The sequence below is a fragment of the Maribacter corallii genome (assembly GCF_047345415.1).
GTDB lineage: Bacteria > Bacteroidota > Bacteroidia > Flavobacteriales > Flavobacteriaceae > Maribacter_C.
In genome coordinates this window covers 858905-878023 of record NZ_JBLFEP010000002.1, presented here as the reverse complement: position 1 = coordinate 878023, position 19119 = coordinate 858905, and the positions used below count along the sequence as shown (strand labels likewise).

Sequence of the window (19119 nt, the reverse complement as noted above, 5' to 3'; positions counted from 1 at the left end):
CCTTTTTTAGCAGTCTTACTTTACGATTTCGATAGCAACCGGAGTAGGGTTTGAAATGATATCAAAAACCGGGGAAAACTTCGCCAAGTTTAGCAATTGCTCCTCAGAAGCATCCGATTTCACTTTTAAGCGAACCGTGATACCGTCAAAACCTTTTCGCACCTCAGGGTCCAAACCAAGGAAACCGTGCAAATCACATCCTCCCTTTAGAGAAGATTCAGCGCCTTCGATTTCGATTCCGTTTGCAGCGGCATGGTACACCATTGCACCTGTCAAACAAGAACCCAAAGCGTGCAACACCACTTCTGCAGGTGTAGCGGCCTTGTCTTCTCCTAACAAAACGTTCGGGTGATCACACTCCATGGTAAAGGTCTCTTTACGTGTAGTGTCTTCCTGACCCACACCGTAAAAGCTCTTCATACTCGATACACAATGACCGCCTTCGATCCAATTGTTTTTTGTTCTGAACTCGAATTTCGCCAATTCAGGATTTCCTTGAACTGCACCAATGGTTTCTACTAATTGGTCTACGTTTACTCCGTTTTTAATGTTTGCTGTTGTAATCATTTTAATAAAATTTAAATTGTTTAGCATTATTGCTGCCAGGTCTATTACCATCCCCGTGCCAAACCATTCAAACTATTGATTATCAGTTTATTAAATAATAAAAATTGCTTTCAAGATATTACGATATTTCAAGTATTCACGAAATATCGTTAGTATATTTACGAGATTTCGTGAAATATCCAATGCATATTTTTAGTACCGACATTTGATGGTCATAGCGGAGAGGTCAGATGAGCTGACCAATGCCATAAGAGTGCATGGCCAAGGTCAATACGCAATTCAAATGCAGTCGAGATATTATATCGGCCTTTCGATGTTCAAGGCCTTGATCTTGGAAGTAAGCGTCGTGGGCTTTAATTGGAGAATGGCCGCCGCCCCATTTCTTCCCGATATTTTCCACTTGGTCTTCCTGAGCGCGCGAAGAATGTTCTCGCGTTCGAGTTTGATCATTTCCTCGGCGGAGTAGATTTTTTCCGTTTTTGATTCAACCTGCACAGCACCATCTTCGGAAGATTTGGGAATCAAAGTGTTCCAGTCGATGTTTCTATCTTTCGCTATGATTACTGCTCGCTCAATAATGTTTTGAAGTTCCCTAACGTTACCCGGCCAATTGTAGCGTGATAGCAACGCTTTGTCCGCCTCCGTCAGAGGTTTTACATTTTTATTCAATTTGGCAGAAAATTGGCCCATGATTTCCTGAGCGATCAAGTAGATGTCATCACCCCTTTCCCGTAATGGTGGAACCACAATAGGAAAAACGTTTAGACGATAATAGAGGTCTTCTCGAAACTTTCCTTCCTTGGAGAAGCGCAACAGGTCTCGATGTGTTGCCGCGATAATCCGAACATCTACTTTTATGGTTTCCGAACTTCCAACGGGGTCGAATTCCCCTTCTTGAATAATGCGTAACAATTTAGGTTGTAAGTCTAAAGGCATTTCACCGATCTCATCTAAAAAGATGGTTCCTTTATCAGCCAATAAAAAGCGCCCTCTGCGACTTGCCGTAGCTCCTGTAAAGGCTCCTTTCTCATGGCCGAACAATTCGCTCTCGATCAAGTTCGCCGGAATGGCACCACAATTTATTCGAATAAGTGGTTTATCATTTCTAGGACTAGCTTGATGAATCGCCCTGGCGACCAATTCCTTACCTGTACCGGTTTCTCCGTTAATCAAGACCGTGGCGTCAGTCTGCGCGACTTGTTCAATCGAATTGAGTACGTCGACCATACCTGAATCTTCTGCGATAATTCCGTAGCTGCTGGTCAATTCCTGTATTTCCTCGGCCAAATATTCGGTCTGATTGGTCAAAAGACTAATGGTGTCTTGAGCTGCGAGGCGTTCGTCGATATTCCTTAGAATTAGCGTATAAAATGTTTCATCACCTTCACCATATCTACTAATCGTACCTTCGTTCAAGGTTTCCTTTTCATCTGAACCGATGACCTTAACAATATTCGGCAAGTAGTTGTTGATGGCTTTTTCATCGCCTTCGAGTCCCGATTTTACGAGAGCTTCAATGAGTTCGGCACTAGCTTCATCAAAGAAAAAAAGTATGTTGCGCTGAAGTGTATCATCATTTTGTAGTATCGTATCCGCAGAAGGATTTGTCAAGATGATGCGAAACCTGGAATCGAACATGATAATGGCGTCCATAGCGCCATTGATGAGTCCGCTCATTTTACCGTTTGCCTGTTCCACTAATTTTTTGGAATTCGCCAATTGTTCTTGGGTGGCATCCAATTCACGATGACGTTTGATCATTACTGAGAGTATTCCCTGGGAAAACCCCTGGTCACCTTTCATCAGATCGAGAAAGTGCACCCTATCTATCTTTGCAACCTGGGTTTCCCTGAGGGCCGTCACGGAAGCGGACCGCCTATCGTCATCGATAAGTGCGTATTCGCCAAAGCACTCTTCCTTTCCTAAGGTACCAAAATCGTACTGATTTTCATGTACTTTCACTTCTCCCTCAAGAATGACATACATGGCATCACCGACATCACCCTTGACAACAATAGGATCATTCTTATAAAAATCATGCAATTCAATATGTTCGCATAACGTAATCAACGAAGTCTTGGAAACTTCGGAAAAGAAGGGGACTTTTTTCAGAAATGCCGGAAGCTTGGTTTGAATTTCGGACATGCTCGAAACTGGATGGTTGTTACCCTAAAGATACTTATTTAGCCGATAAATTTCGAAAAAGAAAAACCTATGCCCTGTATGCTATTGGAACAACAGCGCGGCTGGCTCAATTACTTGAATCTATCTTCAAGGCCAAAAGAAAAACGATTGTATCTTTTCTCTAATTAAATTTAAGACTGAACTTTTGAACGTATCATTTTATCCATAACCCTGACGCGAACTAGGACACTTCCTTCAGGCCTTTATCATTAGTCAAGCTGGCAATTGCTATCCTGATTACACTTTGTGATTCGAACAACATCGGACCGTGTCACCAATTTTTTCATTACTATTAGCTCAAATGTATGCCGACGTTTACTGTCACTGTGTTGTGATCAAGACTGTTCAGAGCGTAATTTGCTTACCTAGAACGTCAAATAAAACGATATTGGCATGATTGGCCAATAGAGCTTTCTTCTCTGCGTCGTCAAGAAATGGGGGAATATGCGTTGCTATGATTTGTTTTGTTGTCAAGGATTCTAAAACTTCCTTTTGTGAACTTTTATCGAGTAGCATCCAATACGGAAGTACCACGGCATCAAATTTTTCATCGATTACATTTTGAGCTTTAAAACTTGATCTAGCGGTATCCCAATTGGTATCCCCGACATGCAATACCGAATACCCCTTGATTTTAATGATGTAGGCAATATTTTGAACTGAACGGTGTCGCGTAGCATTTACATGAGGGCATTTGAAGGCTCGTATTTCTATTTCATCATGTAGTATCGTATGCATTTCCCCATCATAGGCGATTTCCTTTATTCTATTCGAAAATGATATCTCCTTGGAATTTGGGGCAATTGCTTCTGTCACTTGCGGAGAACCTAGCACGATTGATCTATCATTTTCCTTCAAATAGTCACTGACCAACACTGCATCAAAATGGTCTTTATGATGATGCGTTACTAGAGCAATGTCAATACCTGAATCTCCATTTATCAATTTTTGCACAGTGCCTTTGGAAGGAAATACATAGTCTGGTTTATACTTTTTGTGTAGCGCATCAATGAGAATGTGCCGATCATCACAACCTATCAATACCCCCATATTACCGATATAGGAAATCTTTAAACTATCACGATATGCATTTCTACTTGAATCTAATTTTTGGTTTGTACTCTTTTGGTCGTCAGCTAATTTATCATATTCAGGACTGCCAGATTGAAGCACGAAAAGACACGATAGGAATACGATAAGGTTTAACGTCAACTTAAATACCATCGGATAGCATCTGTGTTTGGTTTTATTTTTTTGAGGGACCCTTCCAAACTTTCTCGAATTTAGGAAAGAATCGGGAATGGGCAATCGCCGAGTGCTATTCCTTTTTTACTGAAAAAGTACCTGTATTTCCGCTCGACGCATTCCATCTCCCTTTTAATTCCGTTTGGGAATAGGGCGCAGTTAATGTGACAGCGGTGCCATCACAGGTATCATTTCCTTTTGCTATAAAAGAAGATTCTTTCACTTCCCATTTCGCGTTCAATGGGCAATATGGGGAATCGGCTCCTTCACCGGACATGGTTCCGTCACTTTTTAGATCAATGACAATCTCAGCCTCGCCAAGACCGCCGTCAATAGTGCCTATCCAAGTGCCTACAAGAGCTTGATCGATTTCCCCGCTCTGAGGTTCTTCTATGGCGCCATCATCCGACGATGAACACGTCACGCACATAATCGCTATCAAAAGAAAGGGGATTTTTGATATAGAGTTCGTTTTCCATTCCATTTGATCCAAGTTTTATATTCCCATAAAAGCTGTGTCAAATTAAATGTAAATATTTGATTAACAATATATTATTGTATGAATGGCTTCAGAAAGTGTATAACTGGCTGCATAATTGAACGGTAATTTACCCAATCTTTTCCTTGGCTTTTTTCTTGAACGGGAATAGCAATGCGCTTTAAAGTGCTACAAGAAAGTCATCGGTTTGATGGGACTTCACCCCCCAATGGCTCTCAAATAGTTTGGCACGCGGATAGGAATGGCCCCCACGGGATCAATTGCATTTGTACAATGAAGTGGTCATACGTTTAATTGAACCTTAAGAAGTTAAACTTGGGGCGGTAAATTGTTCCGTTTACCGAACTTGATTCGTATGCTTTTCAAAGTTGTCGAAGACCTTCCATTCGTCATTCGATCCGAGTTTGGGCTTGACCATTTTTAAACACGCTATTTATTTTTAAGGTATTCGTAATGGACACTAAGGGGTTCGCGTCCAAAAGGACCATATCGGCCAATTTACCTACTTCGATAGAGCCTAGACGGTCTTCGGCTTTCATCATTTTAGCAGCATTTAAGGTGCCCATTTTGATGATGTCCAGAGGAGGCATACCCCCTAATTCCAAGAGTTGCATTTCTTCATGTAAACTATATCCTTGAAGAATAAATGTGTTGCCCGTGTCCGTTCCCAGTACCATGTTGACCCCATTTTGCATCAGCACCTTGATATCGTCTACCTGAAATTGAACGGCGTCTTTCAAGGTCAGGGTATCGGTATTCAAATAGTCCTTCATAAAAGTGATGTAATCGTTGGCGCGAAAAACATAGCTTGAATCGTTGAGAGCTTCAAAAGTCTCCGACCGATACAAATCTTGAATGTGTGGATCTTCCGCCCATTCGGGGTGCAGCGGGTACAGAAAACTCTTGTCAAGCATTAAAGTGGTCACCCAATTGATACTATCCTTGTATATTTTTGACACAAGGCTGCTGTCGCGAACAAAGTCAAGGTCGACCCCAGTAAAATGTACCAGATTATTGATATTGGCTTTTACGGCCATTTCCAATTCTACATTGTCACTTATGTGTGCATAGACCTCAAGATTATTTTTTTCTGCTTCCTTTTGCACCTGATCTACAAAAGCTTGTGGCATGCGTTCTACCACGGGCGGATGTGGGCCGTCTTCAATGGTTAACTTGATCCCTAGAATGGGTTGTTGGGCCATTTGTTTGACTAGGCCCGCTATTTCGTCAACCTCTCGCAATAAATACACCGTTTCCCCTTCGACCCAATTTGACGAACTATAGGTTTTGACCGGATGCCGACCTTCCATGGTAAAGTGTTGGCTTGTGTGGAATGTCCTGGGAGCTGGAATGGAATCTTGATTTCCCATAGCACGCATTTTCTTGTAAAACGCATTGGTGCTTCGACTCCCCCCGGGGATGAAAATAGAGGTCACACCAAAATGGACGAATTTAGCTATATAGGATGGTTCGGAAGAGGTATGTGCGTGACAGTCAAATAAGCCAGGGATAAGATATTTGCCCGCTCCATTGATTACGTTCTTTAGCTCATTTGATTCGATAGCGCCCGTATCTATTTTTGAGATTTTGGAATCCTTGATATAGACATTCACATTTTCTTGTAGGTCTTTCCCCGTGCCATCGATCAGGTTGACTTTGGAGATGATCAGGTCATAGTTTGACCTTTCGTCCTGTGCCTCTTTACAGGTAGTTCCAACAACAAAAGACGTTATCAGAAGCATAAAAGCTCCTATTCTTAAAAGTGTTCTCATATTTATGATTTTCAATAACTCATTTTCGGATGGTATACCAGATGGTACTCTTTTTGGGAAATGACCACTTTCGCAATGGATTTTCCAATGCTTTCATATTCGTTGGACTTTCCCTTTTTAGTCATCCATTTTTCGATATTTTCATAAATGCCTTCATTCATGCCCGAATCATAAAACCAAATATGAAATAGACTGCTATATGCCCCAAAGGCACCCCGATTACCCTCAAGAGGATAGGGGTACTCCGTTTCTTTTAAAAGTTTTACCAGTTGTCGGGTGTAGTCATCGAATTTATCACGATTGTTCGGATATACCTTATACTCGACCATAGTTGTCAAAGGATGTTTTGAGGTTGCTATTTCTTTTACGGTACTCCAAGGCAAAAGCATTTCTTGCAAGAAGTTTTTGGTCACTATGAAGTGGCAAGTTTTCAGGGAATTCAAAATAGCATCAAAGGCGACTTTTTCGTCGCGCTTCTGAAATGCAGTTTGGTAATCGTCCAACTTGAGCACATCGTCCAAGCCGTTACTAAAGCTTATAATCAAATACTCTTTTTCATCGGATTCATACACCAACCAATCAAAATCTTCTGGCAGTTCGCTTTCTTGGGCCAATGTGGCCAAACGAGACAGCGCAGTCTCAAACTTTGATGTATCGGCTTCTTCGACTTTGATAAACGTAAGTTGGGTCGTGATTTCAATAGCATCTGGGGTAATCGAATTTTGCGCGGATGCCATCCAAATACTGGTTTTGCATACCATTATCAATACTACAGCTGAAAGGTGTATTTTCATTGTATAGGTGATTTATAAATCTTCCCCTCTTTCATTACGAATTCGACTTCTTCCAAGAGCGAGATATCCTCCAGTGGATTTCCCTTAACGGCTATGAGGTCGGCCCATTTTCCTTCTTCGATACTTCCGGTCTTGTCTTCAATTCCGATAAGCTCCGCTGCAATTATCGTTGCAGATTTTAGGGCATCCATTTCACTCATTCCTGCTTTGACCATCAAATTGAACTGTTCCGCATTTCTTCCATGTGGGTAGATGCCCGAGTCGGTTCCAAAGGCCATTTTCACGCCTTGGGTATATGCCTTGTTGAAGTTGCCCGAAAGCTTTTGAAACATCTCTTGATTGTTCAGGTTTGTTTTTTTGTCACTGAAATCGTCGTTTTTTTCAATAAGCTCATAGTGGGCGGCCAATAAATCCATCACCAGGAATACCTTCTGGTTTTTCATTGATTGTACGGATTCGTCATCTAAAAAAGTGCCGTGTTCTATGGAATTCACGCCGGCTTTTATAGCATTTTTAATACCATCAGCGCCATGGGCATGTGCAGCTACTTTCAAGCCATTTTTATTTGCTTCTTGAACCGCGGCCTTCATTTCTTCGATAGTAAAGGATGCCGCCCCGGGAATTGATTTGGATGTGCCAAAGCCACCCGTAGCATTAATTTTGATCAAGTCAACTCCATTTTTGATGAGGGTCCTGGTCTGTTTTCTGACTTCATCTTCACCATCTGCCGGAAATCCGGGGTTGGGCTCTAGCTTCATATGCGGTGCCAACCAATTGCCCCATGCACCATGTCCCCCTGTCATCGTTAAGGCCTTGCCGCTTACATACATGCGCGGGCCGGGAATCCAATCGTTATGGATGGCATCACGAAGGGCAACATCACTATAAAATACACCTCCGACGTCACGTACGCTTGTAAAACCAGCTTCAAGCGTTTTTTTAGCGTATACTGTTCCTAAAACACCATAGGATGCGATGGCCATCTCATAAGCATCAATGGAGGTGTCGAAATACGGGCTTGTCAGGTGCGAATGACAGTCGATCAAACCGGGAAGTACCGTGTACTCGGATAAGTCGACGATAGGGTTGTATTTCGTCTTTGCACTGCCCTTTTCAATTTTTACGATTTTCTTCCCTTCAATGACGATAACAACGTCATTGATAACCTGGCCTTTTTCAACAGCGATCAGGGCACCTGCATGAATCACTTGGGTGTCAACTGTTTTAAGGGATTTGTCTTGTTGAGAAACCATTCCGGTAACGAATACCAGGATAAAAAATAAATTCGAAAAGATGCTGTAGTACCCCATAATAGAATAGTTATACGTTACATTCTTGGGGGAAGTATTGGTAATAAGCGATTTACATTAAATGTAATAAATTAGTTTTTATTCACATAGCAAATTATATACATGGCTGCTCAGCGTGTATAACTGGTCATCAGATAGTAAGGGAACACCTCCAAAACAGTTTCATAAACGCAAACGTACGCTACCATCATTCGGAAACTTTTGGATGATTTGACGCTTCGGCCAGACCGATACAACAGCGACAAAAAGGGACTAAATAGGAAAATGGGTAGGTGTTTTAAGAAAGGTTCGCTTTACGGGACTCAAAATTCAAGCCTTTTAAAAGGTTGGCCACATCTTTTTTATTTTCTATTCCACCAACCATTACGTTTTCTAATATAGATTATTTGTCCCGTATGATACGCATTATGTGCGGTCATAGTCAAAACGTCTGAAGCCCGATTGGATATTTGTTTGTCGTTTGCATTTTCAAATATGCGTTCAAATTCCGTCTGAACGCTGTCCAATTTAGTAATTGCGTTTTTCCATTCCTTTTCCGAGTATATTTTAAAAGTTATTTCATTATCCATATCGAAATCAGAAAAATCCTCTCCATTTATATCCTTAAGAAACATTTCATTCCAAAATGTCAGATGCGAAACGAGTTCTCCGATGGAGTGGTTTTCCGTGCTGTCTTTCCAATTCGATTGCTCGGCAGTAAGTCCTGCTACTGCGATTTTAGTTGGAACGAACCAATTTTCATCAGTGTGTGAGTATTTCAATTGTTCAATCAGCAAAGGTTTCAACTCAGAACTATTCTCTCTTTCTGAACAGTTCAAAATCAAAATAACCAAACCAATAAATAACAAAGTCTTCTTCATTTTTAAGTTTTGAATCACATAGCATCCGATTGAAACCATTTTAGATTTGAAGCGCATTCCATAAAATTTACTGATTAGATATCGAGTTGTTATTCCGAGTAGCGTAAAAGTAAAGGGAGTGTTCATCGATATCAACCCCAAAAGTCTCTTCAATAGTCTGCTTTATTTCTTGAATCCTCGGATCGGAAAATTCCAATATCTCACCCGTGTCCGTTAAGATGATATGGTCATGCTTACCATCAAAAAAAGACTTTTCGTAATGAGCAACCTTATCTCCAAATTTATGCTTGCGCACCAACTTGGATTCCAATAGAATATCCATCGTATTATACAAGGTAGCGCGACTTACCCTATACTTCTTATCCTTCATAAGAATGTATAGCGCATCTATATCCAGATGCTCATCTGCATTATAAATTTCCTCTAAAATTGCGTAACGTTCCGATGTTTTTCGGTGTCCGTTCTCTTCCAAAAAGGAGGTGAATATTCCCTTGATAATTTTGAAACTACTGATACAGGCCATGAAACATATTTTTAAATTATTAGTTTGATAGGGACATTTTTGGTCATACTCTTGTTTAAGATGATATTGCTGGAACTTCTATATTCTTACGTTTTCTTTCCTTTGATAGGATAGGAACCATAATCACTGCCGTAATCCCCGTAAAGAACCAAACGATATCAATTGAAGCGACCTGCCATTGCCCTTGGGTTAGAGCAACCCAAACCCAATCTCCTGTAACCATGCCGTTCATTATTGGAATGAATAGGGAAAGGAGCCCTCCCACGGCCAAATAGTTCCGATTCAATTTTCTCAAATCGTTCCAGAACAATCCAACAACAATAAGAACCAACCATCCTAAAAAGAAGATGCTATTTACTTGAAATGCCCGTTCAGCGGTTTCCATGGGCACCAATTTATTGGCCAAAAAGATAAGCGCCGTAGCGGGAAAAAGGCTCAAACAAATCGCAAGATAGGCTTTGGTCGTCCTGTGATGGAAGCGTTTCTGTTTCTCCGTATATTTCGAATTGTCTCGGGCTTTTTGCCAGATAAGAATCCCGCTCACAATGATAAAGCAGGTGATCATTGCTAGAATGAAGTATACAATTTTCATCAAGATACCGCCGAAAGTGGCATAATGCAGTTTAATCAAAAGGTTATAAACCGTTTGGCTATAGGTCTTTTTGTTAGGAGCTATCTGGGCCTCGATTTTCCCTGTTTTCATGCGATAGACGAAAAGTCCGTCACCTACGATACCTTCTCCGTCATCAACGTAGAACGTGGCGGTCGCATCTTCCCGCCCAAAATTTTGCATGACCACATTTTTGACCTCGAAATCACTGTATTTGGCCTCGACATCGGAAAGTAGCTCGTTCACCGATTTATTCTCTGATAAGGGTGCTTCCGGATTCATTGTTATAGCCCTTTCGGGACGTATACTTTCAAAGATGGGTGCACTATCGCCATCAAACAGAACTACCGCACTAGGTGCAAGTAAGAGCGTAAGTAATCCAAAAAGGGCGCCCGTAACTGCATAAATCACTTGAAACGGAAGACCTATTACCCCAAGAACAGTATGAGCGTTCGTCCAAATCTGTTTCCATTTTCCTTTGGTGGTAAAGGCATAAAATTTATTGACCATATTTTTCCAGTGTATCAAGACACCCGTTACAATAGCGAAAAGAAAGAACAACGACACCAAACCGGATAACCAAATACCCAAACCGGGGATTTGGTCAAAGAAATGTAGATGGTACAAGGTATCGCCAACGGTGGTCAATGGTTCTTCTGATTTGACAACTCTAAGATTTTCGGGATTTACTAAAGCCTGAAATCTTGAGGTCGTACTATCGGTCTCCTTCAAATCTCCATATACCTGAACAAAGGGTATATTACTTTCAGGGAACACATAAGTAAGCTGGCCCTCTTCCTTAAAATTCGGGTATGCATTGCCAATAGCTTCGTGTACTTTGATGTAATCGACCCAGGCCGGAGCCTCAAAACGGGCATTGGGGTTCTCCCATTTGTAAATCTCATCCTTGAACAGGGCTATGGCTCCCGCGTAAAACATGATGAACAACGCAAAGCTGATAACAATGCCGGCTACAGTATGTGTATGGAACATGATATTATGCGCACGTTTTCCAAGTGGTTTCAATTTCATTACCTATTGTTTAAAAAGAACGATGATAGTTGAACATATTGCGATAATCAAAAGCATCCAGCCCCATACCTTCCATCCGTTCTTTGAAAGGAAGGCAAAGACCATAAAGGCTATCCACAGAAAGAAAGTGCTGTATGCTGTAGTTAAGACAAGTGCTGATTTATGTTCCAAAACAGCCCCAATAGCAATATGAATTGCCATGGAGGCCAAATACCCCCCAAGTATACCCGCAGATATTTTCAGCCAACGTTGACCTTTACTCGATAAGTATTTTGCATTTGCCGGCATACAATCAAAAAAGTATTAGGGTTAACAGATCACCCACTACAATGACAATGAATAAATAGATGAGTTTTTTATGAACAGAAAGGCTGATAACAAGTGAGCTAAGTGCCAAAAACAAGGTTATCGCAAACATGATAAACCCTGTGGCAAAACCATTTTTCAATGAGAATAGCATAACGGAAAGAAGCAGTAACGAACAGCCTAAAAGCTTGGCCATTTTTCTGTTTTTAGCCACTAAATACCTGATTTTCAAAAATTTTTCAGGAAAATACTTGGACGTTCCGTACAATAAAAAACTTCCCAAAAGTACTGTGGTTATTGCCATTTGTTAAAATTGGTTGATTCAGAATTCAAATATATAAAAATATTATTATTATTTAGATTAATTAAAAATAGTTATTTAGATTTGTTCCAAATAATAATGATGTGTCCTAATATCCAAGTCTTGAATACTACCACAAACGGCGCCATTTATTGGTTCAAAAATTGTGAAATGGCGCAGGTAATCTTTAAAAACCTGTGCTTTGATTTTTACCTAGAGGAGTACGACGCCTTCTTGAAATACCTATCGAGTTTAGATGGGGACAGCATCGAAAAAAAATATGAAAATTCAATTCATAGGCGAAAGATACCGATACGTATGGGTAAGAGCTGTTTGACGATTCTCTTGAACAAAGAAGAACTTTTAGAACTACAATTTTTGTTTTCGGGACAAGACAGACTTTTCATCCTGAATAACCCTACCGTACAGATAGAATATCAAATAGGATTGAATTAAACCAAGCCAACCAGAATTTACTAAATGAAACATCTTTTTATACTCTTTGCGTTTATCCCTTTTTTTTCACTTGCGCAATCAGACTTCAGTATTTCAGGTCGTATTACTGATTCTGCGGGTAGTCCCGTTCCTTACGCCAGTATTACCCTGGACAGAAACAATAAATACGCCATTTCCGAAGAAAACGGTGGTTACGAAATCAAAAGTGTCAGAAGCGGCGATTATACCATGACTATTAGTTCCATAGGATTTGAGACCATCACCCAGAATATAATCGTAAACGGTAATCTTAACCTAGATTTCATACTTGCAGATAGCGTCGAAAACCTGGACGATGTAACCGTTTCAGGTAAAAAAGCGTCTACGCGTCAAACTGAAAAAGCAATCACCATCGGAAGTTTTGAATTGGCCGATGTGATATCGCAGACCAATATCATTACAGACCAAATCGACAAAATATCGGGCGTGCGCATCCGTCGTTCCGGTTCCCTAGGTGATGAATCAGATATTTCTATAAACGGTCTCAACGGTTCAGCTGTTCGGGTCTATATCGATGGTATTCCCTTAGAGTTTTTATACCCGGGATTGGACTTGGCCAACCTTCCCTTATCCAATATCAAACGTGTGGACGTATACAAAGGCGTACTGCCCGTAGATATTGGAACCGATGCGCTTGGTGGTGGAATAAACGTCATTACAGGAAATAGAAAGTCCAATAACCTCAGGGTTTCCTATAGCATAGGTTCTTTTAATACACATTTGGGTGATCTAAACCTGACTTTGGTCGATGATAAAAACAATTTTATAAACGTTAGTGGCGGTGTTAATTATTCCGATAACGATTATACGTTCAAAGCCGATTTGTTGGTCAACAACCCCTTTGCTCTAGTAGGTGCGCCTCCTATTGAAATAGAGGACCAAAATATTCGTAGGTTCCACGATGCCTATCGTTTACAGTATTCAAGCGCCACCTTGGGAACTTCGGACAAAAATTGGACAGACGATGCTCAGATTTCCTTTAATTATCTGAATTCGTTCAGAGAGATTCAAAATGGATTGCAGATTACCAATCTGGCCGTTGGAGAAGCAACAGGGGATCGAGAGAATTTTTCGACGGTATTAAAATATGACAAGACGCTACTAAAAGAGAAACTGAAATTAAAAACGATATCCAATTATAGTGACGAAACCGTAACCTTTATTGATACGACTGCAAATGCATATAACTGGCTTGGCGATATAATCTTTAGAAATAGACCGGGAGAATTTGCGGAAGGTTCTCCTGCGAATATTGAGACAATGACCAAAAGCTATGTGAATCGCCTTTCACTTAACTATGATTTCAATGAAAATCAGCGGTTATTATTGAGTAATATCATTGCGCATCAAAATAGGGATGTTATCGATTTTGATATCAACGACCCGACACAATTTTCGGTAGTACCGGAACAAAAAATCACCAAGGATATTGCCGGACTTCAATACGAAGGGGATTTTGTAGATAAAAAAATCCAATTCTCGGCTGCCTTAAAATACTATACCTACCAGCTTTCCGCTATAGAGTTCAACAGCCAGCAATTATTGGAAAAGAACGATGGGTTCCTAGGGTGGAATACGGGGCTTAAATACCAAATAATTCCCGAGTTTGCCATTAGAGGTTCCTATGAGCGTGGTTTTCTGATTCCCGAAATATTTCAATTCGCAGGTAACGCCACTGGGATTGTGGCCAATGGGGATATCGATGCCGAGGAAAGTGACAATTATAATCTTGGCTTTCAGTTTTCAAAGGGGTTCAATGACAAATATGCTCTACGTGTTACCGCGAATGCTTTCCTAAGAAATCAGCGTAACATTATTTTCTTGGATATCAACCGAACGCCTTTACGCTATATTAATGCCGAAGATGTGGATTCCAAAGGTGTGGAAGGAGAAGTGAAATTAACTTTTCTAAAAGATTTTAATTGGACTAGCAACCTTAGTTATATCGATAAGACCTTTGCCTCCTTTGTTGATTCCGGAGTCCAAAATGAATTCTTGGTGGGCAGTCCTTTTCCTAATACTCCTAGCTTTTTCTTTAACACGGAATTGGCTTGGACGAAAAATAATATTTTCGATTCAAAAATCGATGTAAGGGTCTATGGCCTATACAATCATGTAGATGCTTTCAACTTTACGTTTGTTGGTTCCCAAGATACTGCTGAAACCTCTCCAGAATCCTTTATTCAGGAGCAAAACCGATTCGATGCCGGTATTTCTCTCCAATTTCTGGATAAAAAGATAACTACAGCTTTTAACATAGTCAACATGACGAACGAAAATCTGTTCGACAATTTTAGTATTCCCAGACCGGGGCGCAACTTCAACTTTAAATTAATTTATGAATTATCAAATTTTTGAGAAAATGAAACGATTGAATACCATAACAAGAATGGGAATTTTAGCTTTTACACTTTTATTGGCGTCATGTGAAGCTGATGAAGTCGTTAAGGAAGTTACGGTTACCCAAGGGGCAGGTCAGGGGAACGGAGAAGAGGAGCCCGAAACACAACCCTATAAAACGGAAGGATTTATCGTTTCTTCGTTCGCTTCGTCCACAGGCGGGAACGCCACTTTTGCCGGATACTTGGATACCAAACCTGTTGGTAATTTAGACTTGACCCAGTACAATTCCTTTTCCGGTTATTATCCGGAAGTGGTATATAAGAACTTTGCTTATGGCGGTCCGTTGGACAACCAGAACTTTGAACTGAACCGTTATGCCGTGGACAACGAAACCAGTCAGGTAGTTGCGGCGGGCACCATCCCTACGACTGCTCAGGTTTCCAATATCAAAATATTAAATGATGACATGGCTGTTTACACAGTTTTCGACACCCAAAAGCTCTTTGTGTTCAATCCGACTACCATGGAATTCATTCAAGAAATCGACCTGTCACAGGCCGTTAGTTTTACGGAAGGCGAAGACCAACGGAATTCTTATTTTCAAATTATTTATCGCGAACAGGATAACAAGGTATTTCTTCCTTTGATTACCGATATCCCTTCGACGGGTCCATTTTATGATACAATTGGAATTTATGTTGAAGTAATCAATATGGATAGCATGACATGGGAGTCGACGGCGACATATACTGATGCCACTTATCCCATTACTCGTGGAATGGAAAACAGTGTGGTAGATGAACAGGGTAATATCTACGTCACTTGTCAAGGACAATACAGTTTAGATGGCCAGGCAGGTCCAACAGCCGCTCCAAGCTCAAGGCCCCAGATATTGAAGATTCCTGCAGGCAGTACTGAGTTTGACTCTGATTATAGTTTCAACCCAGTTGATTTCTTAGGACTGAACTTCGTAGTAGCTCAATTCGTGACCGGAACGACCTATGGGGCCAATGGCATTGCATACGCAGCGATTTCTGCCAAAGCTGATGACCCTAGGGTTTTAGAACTTTTGCAGTTAGTAGGAGCCGGAACGGCTACGGAAGCGGAATTCAACGAACTGCGGAACTTGGTTATCAATGGTGCGAACTCTCGCTGGGCAAAACTGGACTTGAACGCCCAGACCGCAACTGTTATTGAGGACATTCCATTTACCGCAGGGTTCGGATATCCTTTCGGTTATCAATACGATGGTAAAATGTATTTTCAGACGTTCAATCAAGAAGAAGGTATCAACGGTTATTATGAGCATGATCCCACGACCAATACCAGTTTTAATATTTTCAACGTTTCCGCTGGAGGAATTGCAACACAGTTAGTGAAACTACAAGAATAGTTTTTAGGTTTAAGTTGAGTTAGTTTGATTTGAAAGGCCGTAATCTTTTGGTCAAGATTACGGCTTTTTGTTTGTCCTGGTCCTTTTCCTTTTCCTTTTCCTTTTCCTTTAAAACGGCCATTCAATAAATCCTGTTTAGAAAATCTAGAGCGTCTTAAAAACTGGTGGTTTTCTGAGACTTTTTAATGAAGCTCCAAAAAACAATCATTCTATAAATAGACAGACGAGCATGTTCGATGACTATAGGCTTTTTTTAAGTGTTTTTAAAAGATTTTCAGGTTGATCGATCCAGAGTAGATGACCTGCATCGTTTATACTTGTAAAGTTGGCCCTAGGAACTTCGGTAATCCATTTATGGATTATGTGATTGCCCATATCAAATCGATCGTGGTCGCCTACGACAACGGCAATAGGATAGGATTGTTCCTTAAATTCTTCAATAAAATTCCAACCTTCTTTCGGGTAGGTGTTTTCGGTCAGTCCATACACATTGCCCTTGTACAATGCTTTCCCGTTATTGAGTTTATGCCATTTGCCAATATCGAATAACATCATATTCGCAAAACCAATACGGTTTTTTATCGTTTCCTCTTTTGAGGATAGTTTTGGACTATTTCGCAACAAATTTAGGCGCTGCAATTCTCTTGCCACTTCCGGGCGTTCACTAAAATCCTCGTAGGCCTTTTGTGAACTTCGTAGCAGTTCCATATCCTTATCAGGAAAAGGATTTTTCAAAAAAGCGGGACTTACCAATATAAGTTTTTCTACATGTTTTGGATATCTTTCGGCATAAGCACTTGCCAATACGGCACCCATGGAGTGCCCCAGTAATGTGAGTTTTCGGACACCCAATTCTTTTCTTAGAAGTTCAACATCCGCTATGTGACGGCTATAAGTTATCAGGGAATCGGGAAAAGGCGAACGCAAAGACCCACGTTGTTCGTGAACGAAGAATTTATATTCTTTTTCTAGTCCTGATACCATATCTATCATACCGCTATGTTCGGCACCCCATCCTCCGTGAAGCATCACAATGGTATCATTGCCCGTACCAAATTCCCTTACATATATCTGCGGGTCGGTTTCCCAATTACCCGTAGACAAAAACCAGCTCTTCATGGCATGGGTTTTATCTTGGTTTTCAAAAATGGTCTTTTGCCCTTGTTTTTCGGGTTTCCCTGAACAGGATGTTAGAAGTATAAATACCGCCACAAATGCATAGTTTAAGATGAAGTTTTTCATAGGTTATCTAATTTTATTTGAAGAATCATTCTTTTTTGCCTTCTACCAAGAACAAGGCCAGATCGTCTGCAAGAAAGTTGCCGGTATTTGAATTGGTAAAAATTACAAATCCCACATCCAAATTCTCGTATATACGGGAAAGGTCATCAGTCACTTCGATGGCCCCATAAAGTGCTTGCTTGGCCTTGTTGTAGCCCATACGAAAATTACCGCTCAGATCCAAAGGTCCTTCACTGTAAAAATTACCGTTGTACCGTGACAAAGGATAGCGAATCGCATTTTCGGACCAATCCAAAAACTGCCCATCATTAGTAATATCCGTCAATGGATACGCCAAGGCAACGGACCCGCTGTCAGCATTGATGGTCTGCAAACCCAACAGCATAAAACCGAGGAGAAATTTTTGTACATTAATTGAGTACTAGTTTTGATTTTTCGAGACGAGAGAACATTCCGCACCTTATTTTGTTCTTGTGAAACATTTGGCGCAGTTTTTCAAAGGAAACCATGTCAAGAATATTTTTCTAATTTCTATTTACTCAATTTTAGCAATAAAGCCCCAGTTGGTATGTTGGTTCCTCCCTAGATATCTAAAACCTTTTCCAAAGAAAGCGGCATCCCCTTCTGCGATGATCACCAGTTCATTGTTTCCTTTTTTCAAGGGCAACCCAATGGAATAGGTACCGTCAAAAACCCGTTCAAATTTTATTTTTCTGTTCTCAAAGAGGTTGTTACCATTCAAGACTACTTTGATTCGCCCTACAAAATCAAAATGAAGGTTTTTGTTAGATGCGCTTTGGGCATCTACAGTAGTCTTGGCAACAACAACACCGTTAGGATGTTCAACATATCTAGAAAAATTCACATAGGCATCTTCGGCCGTGTGGATAGCTTTCCAATCATCTAAGACACGAGCCTGGTTTAGAATATCATCAAAGTAATACGCTGTAGTATCTCGAGGAAACTGTTTTGATATTTCCCATGTTGTTAAAAAATCCGTTTTGGGCAAAGGCTTTTCTTCTACACCAGTGGCCGTCAAAGGTCGGTAGGTAATGTTTGCGAAGTATGATGGTCCGAACAAACTTCGCAGTAAAAGCTTCCCGCCAGTGTCAGGGTTATCCAAAATGGAAATGTCCATTTTTGGCTCACGCTCATTATTGACGAAAACTTTCAAGTTTGTGCCCCTCACTTCAAAAGCGGCATGAAACCACTCTAAAGACTGTATATCCGTCGTTGTCTCATATTCCGGATAATTATAGAAGACCCAGCTCAGCGCTCCATTATATATGGGAATGTACTGGATGGCCTCTCTTGTACCGCCCATACCGGGTCTAAAATAGATGAATTGATAGTTCATTCCGTCCTTGGCATGAAATCCCAATCCCGACATTACCTGTCCGGCAATATCCATTTCCACCCGAAAATTTTTTGTGTTTATATTATCCAATAGAGCAATGGAACGGCTCATACCATCTAGCCTTAAGGCCGGCTTTCCTTTGAATACCGTATCTTGAACTGCCATTTTTTCGTTATCTTCAGAATATATCGTGTATTCCCCGGTTTTAAAAATTGATTGCTGGGCATTTGCAAACGTAATTGACAACGCAGCAATACATAGAAAATTAGTGTAACGGATCTTCATT

Annotated in this window: 18 protein-coding genes; 3 read left to right on the top strand and 15 right to left on the bottom strand. The window is 40.7% G+C overall.

Annotated features, from left to right (window positions below; all coding sequences use genetic code 11):
- Positions 1-15: 15 nt before the first annotated feature.
- The 12 genes from ACKWCA_RS09140 to ACKWCA_RS09085 all read right to left on the bottom strand — a co-directional run bounded on the left by ACKWCA_RS09140 (position 16) and on the right by ACKWCA_RS09085 (position 12006).
- Positions 16-567, bottom strand: a complete 552-nt coding sequence (locus ACKWCA_RS09140) for an OsmC family protein (protein WP_413977874.1) — start codon at positions 565-567, stop codon at positions 16-18.
- A gap of 297 nt (positions 568-864) precedes the next feature.
- Positions 865-2712, bottom strand: coding sequence for a sigma 54-interacting transcriptional regulator (locus ACKWCA_RS09135; RefSeq protein ID WP_413977873.1), 1848 nt, complete (start codon positions 2710-2712; stop codon positions 865-867).
- 384 nt (positions 2713-3096) lie between these two features.
- On the bottom strand, positions 3097-3975 hold the full coding sequence (locus tag ACKWCA_RS09130; protein WP_413977872.1) for an MBL fold metallo-hydrolase: 879 nt from the start codon (positions 3973-3975) through the stop codon (positions 3097-3099).
- Positions 3976-4069: 94 nt separating this feature from the next.
- Positions 4070-4480, bottom strand: coding sequence for a hypothetical protein (locus ACKWCA_RS09125; protein WP_413977871.1), 411 nt, complete (start codon positions 4478-4480; stop codon positions 4070-4072).
- A gap of 404 nt (positions 4481-4884) precedes the next feature.
- The gene (locus tag ACKWCA_RS09120; protein ID WP_413977870.1) at positions 4885-6267 is read right to left on the bottom strand and encodes an amidohydrolase family protein; all 1383 of its coding nucleotides are present in this window, start codon (positions 6265-6267) and stop codon (positions 4885-4887) included.
- 11 nt (positions 6268-6278) lie between these two features.
- Complete coding sequence (locus tag ACKWCA_RS09115; RefSeq protein ID WP_413977869.1) at positions 6279-7061, bottom strand: hypothetical protein; 783 nt, start codon at positions 7059-7061, stop codon at positions 6279-6281.
- Positions 7058-8371, bottom strand: a complete 1314-nt coding sequence (locus ACKWCA_RS09110) for a metal-dependent hydrolase family protein (protein WP_413977868.1) — start codon at positions 8369-8371, stop codon at positions 7058-7060. The genes ACKWCA_RS09115 and ACKWCA_RS09110 overlap by 4 nt, the downstream gene beginning before the upstream one ends.
- Before the next feature lie 341 nt (positions 8372-8712).
- Positions 8713-9231, bottom strand: coding sequence for a DinB family protein (locus ACKWCA_RS09105; RefSeq protein WP_413977867.1), 519 nt, complete (start codon positions 9229-9231; stop codon positions 8713-8715).
- Between the two features lie 67 nt (positions 9232-9298).
- Positions 9299-9754: a Fur family transcriptional regulator gene (locus tag ACKWCA_RS09100; RefSeq protein WP_413977866.1), complete on the bottom strand. Its 456-nt coding sequence runs from the start codon at positions 9752-9754 to the stop codon at positions 9299-9301.
- Between the two features lie 55 nt (positions 9755-9809).
- Positions 9810-11396, bottom strand: a complete 1587-nt coding sequence (locus ACKWCA_RS09095) for a PepSY-associated TM helix domain-containing protein (RefSeq protein ID WP_413977865.1) — start codon at positions 11394-11396, stop codon at positions 9810-9812.
- A gap of 3 nt (positions 11397-11399) precedes the next feature.
- Complete coding sequence (locus tag ACKWCA_RS09090) at positions 11400-11684, bottom strand: hypothetical protein (RefSeq protein WP_413977864.1); 285 nt, start codon at positions 11682-11684, stop codon at positions 11400-11402.
- Between the two features lie 4 nt (positions 11685-11688).
- On the bottom strand, positions 11689-12006 hold the full coding sequence (locus ACKWCA_RS09085; RefSeq protein ID WP_413977863.1) for a hypothetical protein: 318 nt from the start codon (positions 12004-12006) through the stop codon (positions 11689-11691).
- 96 nt (positions 12007-12102) lie between these two features.
- On the opposite strand from ACKWCA_RS09085, the gene ACKWCA_RS09080 reads away from it, so the two are divergent.
- From ACKWCA_RS09080 to ACKWCA_RS09070, 3 genes are read left to right on the top strand one after another with little or no spacing between them, the layout of a single operon-like run.
- On the top strand, positions 12103-12459 hold the full coding sequence (locus ACKWCA_RS09080) for a DUF6686 family protein (RefSeq protein ID WP_413978032.1): 357 nt from the start codon (positions 12103-12105) through the stop codon (positions 12457-12459).
- A 24-nt stretch (positions 12460-12483) separates the two neighbouring features.
- Positions 12484-14856 carry a TonB-dependent receptor gene (locus tag ACKWCA_RS09075; RefSeq protein WP_413977862.1) on the top strand — a complete coding sequence of 791 codons (2373 nt, stop codon included), beginning with the start codon at positions 12484-12486 and terminating at the stop codon, positions 14854-14856.
- On the top strand, positions 14837-16234 hold the full coding sequence (locus ACKWCA_RS09070; RefSeq protein WP_413977861.1) for a hypothetical protein: 1398 nt from the start codon (positions 14837-14839) through the stop codon (positions 16232-16234). Before ACKWCA_RS09075 ends, ACKWCA_RS09070 begins: the two co-directional genes overlap by 20 nt.
- A gap of 240 nt (positions 16235-16474) precedes the next feature.
- On the opposite strand, the gene ACKWCA_RS09065 is transcribed toward ACKWCA_RS09070, so the two are convergent.
- The 3 genes from ACKWCA_RS09065 to ACKWCA_RS09055 all read right to left on the bottom strand — a co-directional run bounded on the left by ACKWCA_RS09065 (position 16475) and on the right by ACKWCA_RS09055 (position 19118).
- On the bottom strand, positions 16475-17476 hold the full coding sequence (locus ACKWCA_RS09065) for an alpha/beta fold hydrolase (protein ID WP_413977860.1): 1002 nt from the start codon (positions 17474-17476) through the stop codon (positions 16475-16477).
- A 25-nt stretch (positions 17477-17501) separates the two neighbouring features.
- Complete coding sequence (locus tag ACKWCA_RS09060) at positions 17502-17861, bottom strand: hypothetical protein (RefSeq protein ID WP_413977859.1); 360 nt, start codon at positions 17859-17861, stop codon at positions 17502-17504.
- A gap of 150 nt (positions 17862-18011) precedes the next feature.
- The gene (locus ACKWCA_RS09055; protein WP_413977858.1) at positions 18012-19118 is read right to left on the bottom strand and encodes a hypothetical protein; all 1107 of its coding nucleotides are present in this window, start codon (positions 19116-19118) and stop codon (positions 18012-18014) included.
- Position 19119: the final 1 nt, after the last annotated feature.